The following is a 12,099-nucleotide window of genomic DNA, read 5'->3' as shown; positions in this document are numbered from 1 at the left end:
AATCACGACGGGTTTGCCCGCGCGAAACGCAAGTTCGCACAGGCAATTAAAACACCTTCTGCCTGCTGCTCAGGCCGTGAAATTCAGCTTGAGTCCGGGCCGCGGCCAGCGGGTTTTGTAGATTTTGCCGGTGCTTGACGCGGTGATCCACGCATCACGCAAATCCGCACCGCCAAAGCAGAGATTGGTGGTGAAAAGATCGGGTACCGCCAGATGCTCCGTCGTGCCATCCGCACTAAAGATGGTGATGCCACCATTAAAGATCGTGCCAACGCACACACGCCCATCCGCCTCGACTTTCAAACTGTCGAGCCACTGATACCCCGGAAGGGTCTGAACCACATTGCCCGGCGTTTGCGGGATTTGACCGGGATGCAATTCACCGGGCCCGGCAATGTCCATCACCCATAACCGCCCGAACACGGTGTCAGAGACAAAGAGCTTCTTGCCGTCCGGCGACAATCCGACCCCATTGGCCGTGGGCACGGTTGCCGCATGTTTCAGGGTCTTGCCGTCAATCGTCGCATAGTAGACGCCACCGAATTCGCTGGTTGTTTCATGCTGCATACCCGTATCGGTAAACCAGAACCCGCCCGCCGAATCAAAAACGATGTCGTCTGGCGAGATAAGATGATCGCCGCGGGATTTGCCATAAAGCTCGGTGACTTCCCTGGTTTTCAGATCAACGCGCTGGATCGACCCTCCGATGTAATCCGGGCGTTCGGAATCCGGGATCGTGATCTGATCCGGCCCATATTTGATGAAGGTATAGACGCCACCATTGTTGCAGATATAGGCCGCACCATCGGGTCCGATCGCCACGCCATTTGGCCCACCTTCAAATGTCGCGATCGTCTCAAGCGATTTGTCCGGCATCAGCTGCATGAGTTTCTTGTGCTCGATATCGACAAACAAAACAGAGCCGTCATCCATTGCAACCGGACCTTCAGGAAAGCCCAGATCGCTCGCAACTTCTTCCAAGTTCAGTGACATCCGGTCGCTCCTTAAGCACATAGATTCAAAAAATGGGTTTCCCCTGAAAAGCCGCGCAAAGTCCCGCCGGAGGGGCAGGTCCTCAAATGCCGTCTCATGCGTTCAGCCTAGCCGCAGCCCGACAGGCTCGCAACGGCGCGAAGCGCGCATGCAGGCGATCCGCTTTGTCAGCCAAGCAGCCTCACCAACGGTTGAGAGACTGGATAGCCGCCACCCCAAGGTTCATAAACTGACCTTTTTTGGGATTTCCCTCAATTCCCCTGAGGTTGACCATCTTTGGATGCGTGGTTATGGCGACGCCTATGGAAAAGACCAAGAAACCCTCTCGCCAGCAGGTCTATACCCTTGTCGTCCAGATCGGGCGCAAGGAGGGTGATGGCCTGCCCGAGGGGGCCTCGGGCGCGGCGCTGATGTGTTTTGCCAGCGGTGTGGACGAGGCCGAGGCCGTGCGCGAGACGGTGGCGATCCTGAAACAGGCCGATACTGCGCCGCTGGATGTGACCGGTTATGGCACGCTGGCCGAGCGCGAGGCCGAAGGGCATGAGATCAGCGAAGAAGAGCGCGCCCTGATGCAGCGCGCGCTTGAGGAAAACGCTGTTGTTGTGGCCCAGATGACGCCGTTCTTCGACGACGACAACCAAAAGGCCTGACGCGCGAGATCGTCAATTCCGCGTTCCGAACCACTTGCGGTAGATCGTGTCATAGGTGCCGTTTTCGCGCAGGGTCAACAGCGCTTGATTGACCTCCTCGACCAGCGGCGAGCCGGTGGGGAAGGCAATGCCATAGTTTTCCCGCAGGAATACCGCGCCGGTCATGACCCCGACGCCCGTGCCCTCGTGGCTGGTGTAGTAGGACAGGATCGGGGCATCAAAGACAACGGCGTCGAGCGAACCGGCCTCAAAATCGGCAAGCATCGGGCCCAGGCCATCATAGGCGGTATAGTTCAGGTCGCGCCTATCGAGAAAGGTGGCGGCAGTTGAGCCCTGGATCGTCGCAACCCGCCTGCCATAAAGATCGTTCACCGAACTGACCGAATTGGTGATTGCCTCGACCGTCATGACCGAGGTGATGCGGGCGGTAAAGACCGAGACGACAAATAGCGATGAGACCACCAAAACCACGCCAAAGATCTTGCCGAAGCTGGTCCGAGGGACCCGTTCCTCGAACCCGCCATTGACCACCAGGTTCAGCGCCCACCAGAACGAGGGGAACCAGGCGTCATTCAGATTGCGATCGAAATAGGGTTGCGATCGGCGTTCGAAATACCACATCAGCATGCCGCCGGTCAGCAGCAGCCCAAAGGCGATGCCGATCGCCACAAACAACTCGCGCGACATCAGCGCCCGCATCAGCGAGGGTGCGCCCTGCTTGTCGGCCGGGATCATGATCTGCAATCCGGATTCAAAGATTGGCTGGCTGAAATCCATCAGCGTTTCGCGCTGGGCGGTGATCGAGATATTGGCGATGGCCAGATCGGCTGTGCCATCGGTGACGGCGTTGAGCATGTCGGTGAATTGGTCGTAGCGTTGGACGCCATAGGTCCAGCCGAGGTCTTCGGCCAGCGCTGCCATCAGGTCCATCGAAAAACCGGTCTGATCGTCGTCTTTAAGCATCGAAAAAGGCGGCCGTGTGACCGTGGACACGCCAAGCTCTTGGGCAGAGCCTGCGGTCGCGACGAGGCACGCGATCAGAGACAGAATGATGTAAAGACGCCGCAACATTGATTCCAGACCCTTATGCTGCTGCGCTCCCTAACTCAGGTGACCGGTTTGGCACAAGATGCGTCCGTCTGGTCAGGCGGCGCGGCGTTCGGCCAAGACGCGGGCATCAAACGATCCCAGCACCGGAATGCGAGCGGTTCCATGATCTGGAAGTCGGCTACGCTCCAACCCGCAGAGCAGGCTGGCCGCCAACAGGCGCGGCTTGCTGTGCAAGCGGCCGAGGAATTGGCTTTCCAGCGCACAGCCTGCCGCCAGCACCGCGTCATGGCCAGGCAACAGCAGCTGTGAATAGGTCACCAGCGGACCCCAGGGCGCGGGTGTCACCGCGCGGCCCTGGGTCATATGATGGGCCAGCGCCAGAACGGATTGCTTGCCGAAAAGGTACTCCACCTCACTTCCCGACAGCAGCAGCCGTTGCGAGGGGGCGACCACGATATCCTGATCCAGACCAAAATAAGGACTGCGGATCGAAAGTGGGCTGAAACTGCCGCGCGCGGGTACGGTTCGGGTCAGGCGGTGCAGGACCGGCACGACCTCTCCACGTGAGTTGATCACCGTATCGCCGCGGCGCAGGGAACGCAGCGGGCGATAGCCCAGCGGAGTGGCGATCGGTGTTTCGGGATGCATGGAGGGCAGCGGACCTACGGGCTCGATCCTGTCCGACAGCGCGGCAAAGACGGTTTCAGGCGCGGCAAAACGGTGGGGTCCGTATTGAAACAGCGCGCGCAGGTCGCCGATCCGCAGCGGGCAGGGTCCGGCGATGTCTTGTATCAGCACCTGTTCCCGATCATGCTGCTCCAGCGCCAGTTGCGCCCGGCGCGCTGGGGCGTCCCAGCTATAGGACAGGCGCAACAGGTCGATGCGGCCTGTATCGGGCAATGTCATGCTCTGGTGGATCACCGAGCCGCCCTGATTGAGCACGAAGATCAGCCCGCGGCCAGGGATTGCCTGAAGGGACAGATGAAAGGGCCAGTCGCCTTCGCGATTGTAGTGAAACAGTGTATAGGCCCGCGCAGTCTCGGGCATCGCGGTTTCAAACACCAGCGTGCCGCGGGCCAGCAGATCGTCATCCTCGCTTCCGATCAGGTCGGGCGCTACAGGATCGGCCCCCAGGCCGGCGGCTGAGAAAAGCTGCGTTTCGGTGTCGGTTAGGGCAATCCAGGTCATGTCACGCGGCTCTCTCTGCGGAAATCAGCAATTGTGCCTCATAGGCTTTCAACGTCCGGCGTGCGGCGGCGCTGTAGCCGAGGCCGGTTTGCGGGTCGAGTTCCGGAAAGATGGTACAGATCTCATCGATCAGGTGCTGCTCGAACAGGTTGGTGGTCTGCGGGCCGGGCAGGAAGCTCTCGGTTGGCAGGCCTTCGGAATAGATGACCTGGTGGCGGTCAAACATCAGATGGACATAGGTGACCGCCCCGCCGGGCTGCCATGTTACCGTGCGGCCATTGACCAGATCCTTTGCAGCAACCAGCACCTCGGCCTCACCGAACAGAAGCTCTGCCAGGCTGTCGCGCACGAGAACGCGATGCTGCGGTGACACCATCAGGTCGCCATGGCTGCCAAAGGTGTTGGCCCGGATATGGATCGGGGTCAGATCACCCGACGCCTCGATCGCGCGGCTGCCCGCCCATCTGAGCGGTTGCGGGCCGTCATCGCGGGTCATCACCAGATCACCGGGCGTCAGCGTTTCAACGGGAGCTTCGCCCTCGGGAGTGGTGATCAGCGTACCCGCGACAAAACAGGGAATTGAGCTGGCATTGACGAAGCCGACATCCTCGTTGGTGCCGTTCGTCACCGTGTAGGTGAAGTTGAAATCCTCGACATCGCCATCGCCAAAAACGGTGATGGTGCCGTTGTCATTCAGCCGCAGCGTCTGCCCGGTGCTGAGCGTCACCGTACTGCCCGCAGTAACCGCCTGCCCGTTGATATGTGTGATGGTCAGGGTCGATCCGGAGGGGTTATGGTCATTCGCCAGAACGTCGACCGTGTTGCGCCCGTTCGGGTTCACGTTGACCGTATCGGCAAGCGCCACAAGCTCGGTCTGAACGCTGTCGGCCGCGATCAGCAAGTTGGAATCGTACCGGTTATCCGACACATCCGCGACACCTATGCGGATCGTGTTCACCTGATCGGGGATGACGTTCATCGTCAGCGTCAGGGTGACGGTCAGCCCGTCCATCTCGGTGTTAAAGTCGTCGTTGCTATTGTCCAGAAACAGGTTCTGGTTGGAATTGCTATTGATGTTTCCGGGGTCGGCGTCTCCGCCTCCTGAAACGCTCAGATCGACCTGCGCGCCGTTGACCCAGACACCGACGAAATCCTGATAGATCGAGTTCTGGAATTCGGGGTACTCCTCGGAGGAGAAGACGAATTGCATCGACATGTATTCCGAGGTCGGGATGAAAGAGACGTCCAGGAACGAGGCGTCGAAGGTGCGCGCACCGGCAGCTGCGTTGAAGTCGGGGTTGTCGTTTGGGCCGCTGGTATTGGTGCTGGTCCGGGTCGATACGTTTGGATCGCCTGAGGATCGGGTGAAACTGGTGGCGCGCCCTGTCGACAGGATCACGCCGCCGTCGCCCGGCGTGGCCCCCGGTGCCAGCGCGTCCCCGTTTCCGTAGATCGCCGATGATCGGTTATCGCCTGTATAGCTGGCGCTGACCACGGTCGTGCCATCGCCAAATATTGCCTGCGCCATCGCCAATGCGCTGGCATTTGTCTGATAGTCGAGCTCCGCCCCGGTCGCCATCTACTGCCCAAACCCGTCGTTTTGGAAGCAGTGCGCCGTCACAGGCTATGCCTGCGCATAAAACAATCGCGCCGCGTCTATTGCGCGGTTACGCCTGTCTGCAGCCTTTTGCGGCTTTTGTGCTCGGTGCCCTGCCTCGGGTCATTTATTAACCCTTCGTTAACACAGGTGTTGGGTTTTTGATAAGCGGATTTCCGCCTTTTGGGGTTGGCAGCGCGACTTTTTCGTCACAATTGTGTCGCGAGCAAAGCGACTGCAGACACCGCGAGGGCCCATGACCACCACCGATGCCGTAAAGCTTACCGCTGATCTGATCCGGTGTCCTTCGGTCACACCTGTTGAGGGTGGTGCGTTGAAACTGCTGGATGATCTGCTGTCTTCTGCCGGGTTCGACTGCGTGCGTGTGGATCGGGGTGGCGTAAGCAACCTGTTTGCGCGCTGGGGGCGGAAGGGCCATGAAAAAACCTTTGGTTTCAATGGCCATACCGATGTGGTGCCGGTGGGGGACGAGGCCGCCTGGACCATGCCGCCCTTTGGGGCCGAGGTGAAAGACGGAGTGCTTTATGGCCGGGGCGCAACGGACATGAAATCGGGTGTCGCCGCCTTTGTCGCCGCCGCGATTGACCTAGTGCAAGATGCGCCGCCGGATGGTGCGGTCATCCTGACAATCACCGGCGATGAAGAGGGCGATGCTATCGACGGCACCACCGCGTTGCTGGACCATATGGCGGCAGAAGGCGAGCGCATGTCGGTCTGCCTTGTGGGTGAACCGACCTGTCCCGACCGGATGGGCGAGATGATGAAGATCGGCCGCCGCGGCTCCATGACGGCGTGGTTCACGGTGACCGGCGTGCAGGGGCACGCTGCTTACCCGCACCGGGCCAGGAACCCTTTGCCGGCGTTGGCGCGACTGATCGACCGGCTTGCTAGTCATGAGCTGGATCAGGGCAGCGACCATTTTGATGCCTCGACCCTTGCTGTTGTCACCATCGACACCGGCAACCCGGCAACAAATGTGATCCCGGCGCAAGGTGCTGCTGCGGTGAATATCCGTTTCAACGATCTGCATTCCGGGGCCAGCGTGACCGAGTGGCTGCAATCCGAAGCCGATCGCGTGGCCGAGGACTTCGACGTTACTATCGACATAAAGGTGAAAATCTCGGGCGAGAGCTTTCTGACCCCACCCGGCGCGCTGTCCGATCTGGTGGCCCGCGCGGTCGAGGCGGAAACCGGAGTTGCGCCAGTGCTGTCCACCACTGGCGGCACCTCGGATGCGCGCTTCATCAAGGACCACTGCCCGGTGGTTGAATTCGGCCTTGTCGGGCGCACCATGCATCAGGTGGATGAATGCGTCGAGGTGGCGCAGATCGAACAGCTCAAACAGGTCTATGCGCGTATCCTGCGGGATTATTTTGCATGAGTTTCCAATTAGAGGTGGTCGAAAACCCGGCCCCCTGTTTCGCGCTGCGCCATACGGTCTTTGTTGAAGAGCAGGGCATACCGGTCGATCTGGAACAGGACGAACTGGATGCGGTTGCCGTGCATTTGCTCGCCCGCGAGGGCGCGCATCCCATCGGTGCGGCGCGCGTGGTCTTCAAGGATGACCTCGCCAAGATCGGGCGGCTTTGTGTGCTGGCACAGGCACGCGGCACCGGGCTTGGCGCGGCGCTGGTCCGGCACGCCGTCAAGGTGGCACAGGCGCAGGAGCGGATCACCAAGGTGAAGTTGGGCGCGCAGGTCACGGCCATCGGGTTCTATGAAAAGCTGGGGTTTAGCGCCGTCGGGCCGGTCTATCTCGATGCAGGCCTGGATCACCGCGACATGGTAATGGAACTCCCGTGAGGCCTACTCTGGTCATCATGGTCAAGGAACCGCGCCCGGGCCGGGTCAAGACCCGGCTGGGTCGCGATATCGGCATGGTCGGCGCGGCATGGTGGTTCCGGCATCAAACGCGCCGCCTGATCCGCCGCCTGCGCGACCCGCGCTGGCGGATCGTGCTGGCAGTCTCGCCGGACCGCGAGGGCATGCAAAGCCGTATCTGGCCCGCTGATCTGTCGCGCGCGCCGCAGGGGCGCGGCGATCTGGGCGTGCGGATGGGGCGCATGCTCCGAGTGATGCCGCGCGGTCCAGTCTGCGTGATCGGCGCTGATATTCCGGGTATAGACCGCGCTCATATTGCCCGTGCCTTCCGCGCGCTGGGCCATCGGGACTGGGTTTTTGGTCCGGCCCCCGATGGCGGCTACTGGCTGGTGGGCGCGCGGCGGGTGGCGGCGATTCCGCCCACGGTTTTTGATGGTGTCCGCTGGTCCAGCGCTGATGCGTTGCAGGACACGCTCGCCACGCTGCCGGGTCAGCGCATTGCACTGATCGACAGCTTGCGCGATGTGGATACGGTGGCTGATCTGACAGGCTGATCGTTTTGTCCATGACGTTGCCATCTGGCCGTGCTAGGCCGAGGGCATGACGCGAATTCCCTCCAAGCAGGAGATCCTCGACTGGATCTCGGCGCATCCGACCCTCACCTCGAAACGCGATATCGCCAAGGCTTTTGGCATCAAGGGAACTGATCGGATCGACCTCAAGCGCGTGCTGAAAGAGCTTGAGGCCGAGGGTCATCTGGAGAAGCGCAAAAAGACCTATCGCGACCCTGACCGGCTGCCCCCGGTCAGCGTTCTGCAGGTCAAGGCTCCGAACCACGATGGAGACCTTTTTGCGCGCCCGCTGGAATGGCATGGCGAAGGGGTCGAGCCAGTGGTTCTGATCCTCCCGCGCGCCTCTGATCCGGCGTTGGGCGAGGGTGATCGCATTCTGGCGCGGTTGAGCGTCGTGCATGAAGAAGACCACAACTACGAGGCCCGCCTGATCCGCCGGATCGGTACCAACCCGCGCCGGGTTCTGGGCGTCTTCTGCAAAGGTGCCGAGGGCGGGCGGATCGTGCCGATCGACAAGGCGTCGGGCACCGATTGGCTGGTGTCCGATGGTGCGACGCTCAGCGCTAAGGATGGCGAACTGGTCGAGGCCGAACAGGCCGGTCCAAAGGGGCGGCTGGGTCTGCCCAGGGCGCGTATCGTCGAACGGCTGGGCGACCCCAGCGCACCCAAGGCGGTGTCGCTGATCGCAATCCACCAGCATGGCATCCCTGATGATTTCCCCGATGCGGTGATCGCCGAGGCCGACAAGGCCAAACCCGTGGGCCTGAGCGGGCGCGAAGATCTGCGCGACATGCCCCTGTTAACCATCGATCCGGCGGATGCGCGCGATCATGACGACGCCTGCTATGCTCATGGTGATGATGATCCCGAGAATCCCGGCGGCCATGTGATCTGGGTCGCGATTGCCGATGTGGCGGCGTATGTGCGCCCCGGCAGTGCGCTGGATCGCGAGGCGCGCAAGCGCGGCAATTCCAGTTATTTCCCCGACCGCGTCGTGCCGATGCTGCCCGACCGTCTGTCGGGTGACCTCTGTTCCCTGCATGAAGGCGTTCCGCGTGCCTGTATCGCGGTGCGGATGCAGATCGATGCGGAGGGCAACAAGATCGGGCACCGCTTCGTGCGTGGGCTGATGCGCTCTGCCGCCTCGCTGCATTACGGCGAGGTGCAGGAGGCCATTGATGGCGATCCCAATGGCCGCACTGGGCCGCTGCTGGAGCCGGTCCTGAAACCACTCTACGCCGCCTACAAGGCGCTGGTCGCGGCGCGTCAGGCGCGCCAACCGCTGGATCTGGACCTGCCCGAACGCAAGATCGTGTTGAATGACGACGGTCAGGTGGAAAGCGTGGCCTTCCGCGACCGGCTGGACGCACATAAGCTGATTGAGGAATTCATGGTTCTGGCGAACGTGGCCGCCGCCGAAACGCTGATCGACAAACGCGCGCCTCTGCTGTTCCGGGTGCATGAGGAGCCCGCGCCCGAAAAACTGGAATCTTTGCGCGAAACGGCGCAGGCGGCGGGCTTGAACCTAGCCAAGGGGCAGGTGTTGCAGACGCGACATCTGAATGCGCTTCTCAACGCTGCTGCGGGAACCGAAGACGCGGAACTGATCAATCTCAGCACGCTCAGATCGATGGCGCAGGCCTATTACAGTCCTGAAAATTTTGGGCATTTCGGCCTCGCGCTCAGGAATTACGCGCATTTCACCTCGCCGATCCGGCGCTATTCCGACCTGATCGTGCACCGCTCGCTGATTTCGGCCCATGGCTGGGGCAAAGACGGGTTGCAACTGGACGAGATCGACCGGCTGGAAGAGACCGCCAACCACATCTCAGACACCGAGCGCCGCTCGATGATGGCCGAGCGCGACACCACCGACCGCTACCTGGCCGCCTATCTGAGCGAGCGGGTGGGCAATGAATTCACCGGTCGGATCAGCGGTATCGCGCGGTTTGGGGCGTTCGTGAAGCTGGATGAGACCGGCGCGGACGGGCTGGTGCCGGTGCGCTCTCTGGGGCGCGAGTTTTTCCATTTCGACCGTGAGGCGGGGACGCTGATGGGGTCGGATACCGGGCTGATCATCGCCATCGGCCGGCGGGTGAGCGTGCGACTGGCGCAAGCCACACCGGTGACCGGCGGGCTGGAGCTGGAACTGCTGTCGATCGAGGATCAGGCGATGCCGCGCACGCGGGCTCCTGTCGGGCGTGGCGCGCGGCGCAATGCAGTCAAGAGCAAGAGAAAGCGCGACAAGCTGGAGCGTAAACTGACCCGCAAACGCCGTCAGACGTGATAGGTCAGCGCGCGGGCGATCAGCCAGCCATGCCGTTCGGGTGAAATCTCACCCACCTCATCAAACAGCACTGCGCGGGTGCCCTCAATCCGGTCGGTGCCCGGAAAGGTCTGGGAAAACTCCGAAATCAACCGCGTCTGGCAGTGTACAAACAGCCCGAACTGCGCCTGTTTCGGGACGCCAAGCCGGATCGTTGTGCCTTTGCGTGTGAGATAGGCGGGCTGACCCCATTTCAGCTCTTCGCTGAGCGTCGCAGGCTCCGGCAGTTGTGCCGCCGTATCAAAGATCAGATCACGCAGCCGCAGCAGGCCGTCCTGCGCCGATGGGGGGAAGGCGGCAAAGGCATCCTCGACCTTGGGGGATTGAAATTGTGTCACGGCAAGCCAATCGTCTGATCCACACGATCCACATATCCCGCAAGAAGCGGGTCATTGGCAATGCGCAGACGCAGTTTCGTTTCGATAGGCGTGGCGCGCATGGCGCCCAGAATGGGTGCAACGCTCAGATCGGCGGAACTGGGCGCCTCGCCCAGCAAAAAGGGGCTGTCCGCCAGAAACACGCTGATCGCCTGCAGGTCCTGTTCGACCCGGTCCAGCCGCTCCGGCTCGGAAAAGCGGGCGACGCCCTGACTGTCGAGCCCTTTCAGTACCGACTCGCGCACCGCGCCCGAGACAAGGCCCCGGATCAGGGCCGGAACTTCGCCGAAGAAGGTCTCGCGTAGGATCGGCCAGACCTGATCATTGCCCCAGCGGTCCAGCACGATGTGAAAGTAGATGTGATCTTCGGCCATCCGGCACAGGGCGCGGGACTGGCCTTTTTGCACATCGCTCAGCCCGGCGTCGAAATCTGTGCCCTGCGTTTCGAGCCAGCCACGGATGCCGTCACTGTCGGGCAGCAGCCGCTGCGGCGTGCGCAGCACCGGCAGCTTGCGGTGGGGCATCTTGCCAGGGTTCAGCAGATCAGAGCGCTGCCAGCACTGCCCCGAAAGGTGCAGCATATAGGCTGCCTTGACGCAGAACGGGCTGGCGCTGAACTGGCCGAACGCGGCGGGGTAGGTGAGCAGGGTCAACATCGAGGCACTCCAAAACGGGTCATACCGGCAGGTGTAGAGTAACCTGATGACAGTTTCTGACATCAGGCATAAGGTAATCTCGATCATCCCAGCATGCGGAGTTGCGCAGCCCGATGTCCCGAACTGCCCGCCTTTTTCAACTGATGCAGGCTCTGCGCTCTGGCCCGGCGCCTCGGACATCGGTGCAGCTCGCTCAGGATCTGGACGTGTCGCCGCGAACCGTGCATCGCGATATCGACGCGTTGCGTGGGCTGGGGGCGGTGATTGATGGCGAGGCGGGGTTCGGCTTTACCCTGATTGAGGACGCGACCCTGCCGACGCTGGGCTTCACCGATGACGAACTTGAGGCGTTGGTTCTGGGGCTGCGTGAGGTCGAACAGATCGGCGATCCGGCGCTGTCCTCGGCTGCCTCACACGCGCTGCGCAAGCTGCAGGGCCGTCTGCCCGCGCGGCAATCCCATCGACTGAGCCATGCGGTGCTGACGGCGACCCGGTTCGACCGGCCAGCACCGCCCAGCATCGACGTGGGCATCCTGCGGCAAGCCACGTGGGACGAGCAATCGGTGGCGTTCGGCTATACGGATGTGCATGGCAGTCAGACCGAGCGCAGCGTCGACCCTTTGTCGATCGTCTATATGGACCGCTCCAGCGTGTTGATCGCATGGTGCCACCTGCGCCGCGACTTTCGGGTCTTTCGGCTGGACCGCATGCGTGATCTGGTTTTGACTGGCCAATCCTTCCGTCCCAGGCGCATTGCGTTGTTGCGCGATGCGCTGGCGTATCTGCGTGCCCAGCCCTTCCAGACAGCGGAAGATTGCAAAACCGCAGACTGATGCTTTGTCCATGGC

General features: G+C 61.8%; 12 protein-coding genes. 6 read left to right on the top strand and 6 right to left on the bottom strand.

The genetic code is table 11. The annotated features are described in order from the left end of the window. Window positions 1-69: 69 nt before the first annotated feature. Complete coding sequence (locus Q5Y75_RS13880) at window positions 70-993, bottom strand: SMP-30/gluconolactonase/LRE family protein (protein WP_306198337.1); 924 nt, start codon at window positions 991-993, stop codon at window positions 70-72. Window positions 994-1,295: 302 nt separating this feature from the next. Between Q5Y75_RS13880 and Q5Y75_RS13875 the strand changes: the two genes are divergently transcribed. After that, window positions 1,296-1,643 (top strand): DUF8846 family protein, encoded by a 348-nt coding sequence (locus Q5Y75_RS13875; protein ID WP_306198759.1) that lies wholly within the window; start codon window positions 1,296-1,298, stop codon window positions 1,641-1,643. A gap of 12 nt (window positions 1,644-1,655) precedes the next feature. Here the strand turns inward: Q5Y75_RS13875 and Q5Y75_RS13870 are convergent, their stop codons facing one another. The 3 genes from Q5Y75_RS13870 to Q5Y75_RS13860 form a co-directional block, all read right to left on the bottom strand. After that, complete coding sequence (locus Q5Y75_RS13870; protein ID WP_306198335.1) at window positions 1,656-2,714, bottom strand: transporter substrate-binding domain-containing protein; 1,059 nt, start codon at window positions 2,712-2,714, stop codon at window positions 1,656-1,658. Window positions 2,715-2,786: 72 nt separating this feature from the next. Continuing rightward, window positions 2,787-3,881, bottom strand: a complete 1,095-nt coding sequence (locus Q5Y75_RS13865) for a Hint domain-containing protein (RefSeq protein WP_306198333.1) — start codon at window positions 3,879-3,881, stop codon at window positions 2,787-2,789. Between the two features lies 1 nt (window position 3,882). Further along, on the bottom strand, window positions 3,883-5,460 hold the full coding sequence (locus Q5Y75_RS13860; protein ID WP_306198330.1) for a Hint domain-containing protein: 1,578 nt from the start codon (window positions 5,458-5,460) through the stop codon (window positions 3,883-3,885). Window positions 5,461-5,734: 274 nt separating this feature from the next. Here Q5Y75_RS13860 and dapE point away from each other — a divergent pair, with 274 nt between their 5' ends. The 4 genes from dapE to rnr are packed head-to-tail and all read left to right on the top strand — an operon-like array spanning window position 5,735 to window position 10,179. Then, window positions 5,735-6,880, top strand: coding sequence for a succinyl-diaminopimelate desuccinylase (gene dapE / locus Q5Y75_RS13855; RefSeq protein ID WP_306198329.1), 1,146 nt, complete (start codon window positions 5,735-5,737; stop codon window positions 6,878-6,880). Next, a complete protein-coding gene (locus tag Q5Y75_RS13850; protein WP_306198327.1) occupies window positions 6,877-7,302 on the top strand; it encodes a GNAT family N-acetyltransferase in 426 nt (141 codons plus the stop codon). Before dapE ends, Q5Y75_RS13850 begins: the two co-directional genes overlap by 4 nt. Continuing rightward, window positions 7,299-7,874 (top strand): TIGR04282 family arsenosugar biosynthesis glycosyltransferase, encoded by a 576-nt coding sequence (locus Q5Y75_RS13845; protein ID WP_306198325.1) that lies wholly within the window; start codon window positions 7,299-7,301, stop codon window positions 7,872-7,874. The genes Q5Y75_RS13850 and Q5Y75_RS13845 overlap by 4 nt, the downstream gene beginning before the upstream one ends. A 46-nt stretch (window positions 7,875-7,920) precedes the next feature. Beyond that, complete coding sequence (gene rnr, locus Q5Y75_RS13840; protein ID WP_306198323.1) at window positions 7,921-10,179, top strand: ribonuclease R; 2,259 nt, start codon at window positions 7,921-7,923, stop codon at window positions 10,177-10,179. Here rnr and Q5Y75_RS13835 read toward each other — a convergent pair. Together Q5Y75_RS13835 and Q5Y75_RS13830 are read right to left on the bottom strand one after the other, a co-directional pair. Next, on the bottom strand, window positions 10,170-10,556 hold the full coding sequence (locus tag Q5Y75_RS13835; RefSeq protein WP_306198321.1) for a DUF1801 domain-containing protein: 387 nt from the start codon (window positions 10,554-10,556) through the stop codon (window positions 10,170-10,172). The genes rnr and Q5Y75_RS13835 overlap by 10 nt on opposite strands. Continuing rightward, window positions 10,553-11,251, bottom strand: a complete 699-nt coding sequence (locus Q5Y75_RS13830; RefSeq protein WP_306198319.1) for a glutathione S-transferase family protein — start codon at window positions 11,249-11,251, stop codon at window positions 10,553-10,555. The genes Q5Y75_RS13835 and Q5Y75_RS13830 overlap by 4 nt, the downstream gene beginning before the upstream one ends. Window positions 11,252-11,364: 113 nt before the next feature. On the opposite strand from Q5Y75_RS13830, the gene Q5Y75_RS13825 reads away from it, so the two are divergent. Further along, window positions 11,365-12,084: a helix-turn-helix transcriptional regulator gene (locus Q5Y75_RS13825; protein WP_306198318.1), complete on the top strand. Its 720-nt coding sequence runs from the start codon at window positions 11,365-11,367 to the stop codon at window positions 12,082-12,084. The last annotated feature ends 15 nt before the right edge of the window (window positions 12,085-12,099 follow it).

This window comes from Ruegeria discodermiae, from assembly GCF_030758345.1.
Classification (GTDB): domain Bacteria; phylum Pseudomonadota; class Alphaproteobacteria; order Rhodobacterales; family Rhodobacteraceae; genus Ruegeria_C.
This window is presented reverse-complemented; position numbering and strand designations above follow the sequence as displayed.

Coding starts and splice junctions, on each gene's coding strand:
- Q5Y75_RS13850 (WP_306198327.1), top strand. CDS start 6,877: ATGAGTTTCCAATTAGAGGTGGTCGAAAACCCGGCCCCCTGTTTCGCG.
- Q5Y75_RS13880 (WP_306198337.1), bottom strand. CDS start 993: ATGTCACTGAACTTGGAAGAAGTTGCGAGCGATCTGGGCTTTCCTGAA.
- dapE (WP_306198329.1), top strand. CDS start 5,735: ATGACCACCACCGATGCCGTAAAGCTTACCGCTGATCTGATCCGGTGT.
- Q5Y75_RS13830 (WP_306198319.1), bottom strand. CDS start 11,251: ATGTTGACCCTGCTCACCTACCCCGCCGCGTTCGGCCAGTTCAGCGCC.
- Q5Y75_RS13825 (WP_306198318.1), top strand. CDS start 11,365: ATGTCCCGAACTGCCCGCCTTTTTCAACTGATGCAGGCTCTGCGCTCT.
- Q5Y75_RS13860 (WP_306198330.1), bottom strand. CDS start 5,460: ATGGCGACCGGGGCGGAGCTCGACTATCAGACAAATGCCAGCGCATTG.
- Q5Y75_RS13865 (WP_306198333.1), bottom strand. CDS start 3,881: ATGACCTGGATTGCCCTAACCGACACCGAAACGCAGCTTTTCTCAGCC.
- rnr (WP_306198323.1), top strand. CDS start 7,921: ATGACGCGAATTCCCTCCAAGCAGGAGATCCTCGACTGGATCTCGGCG.
- Q5Y75_RS13870 (WP_306198335.1), bottom strand. CDS start 2,714: ATGTTGCGGCGTCTTTACATCATTCTGTCTCTGATCGCGTGCCTCGTC.
- Q5Y75_RS13875 (WP_306198759.1), top strand. CDS start 1,296: ATGGAAAAGACCAAGAAACCCTCTCGCCAGCAGGTCTATACCCTTGTC.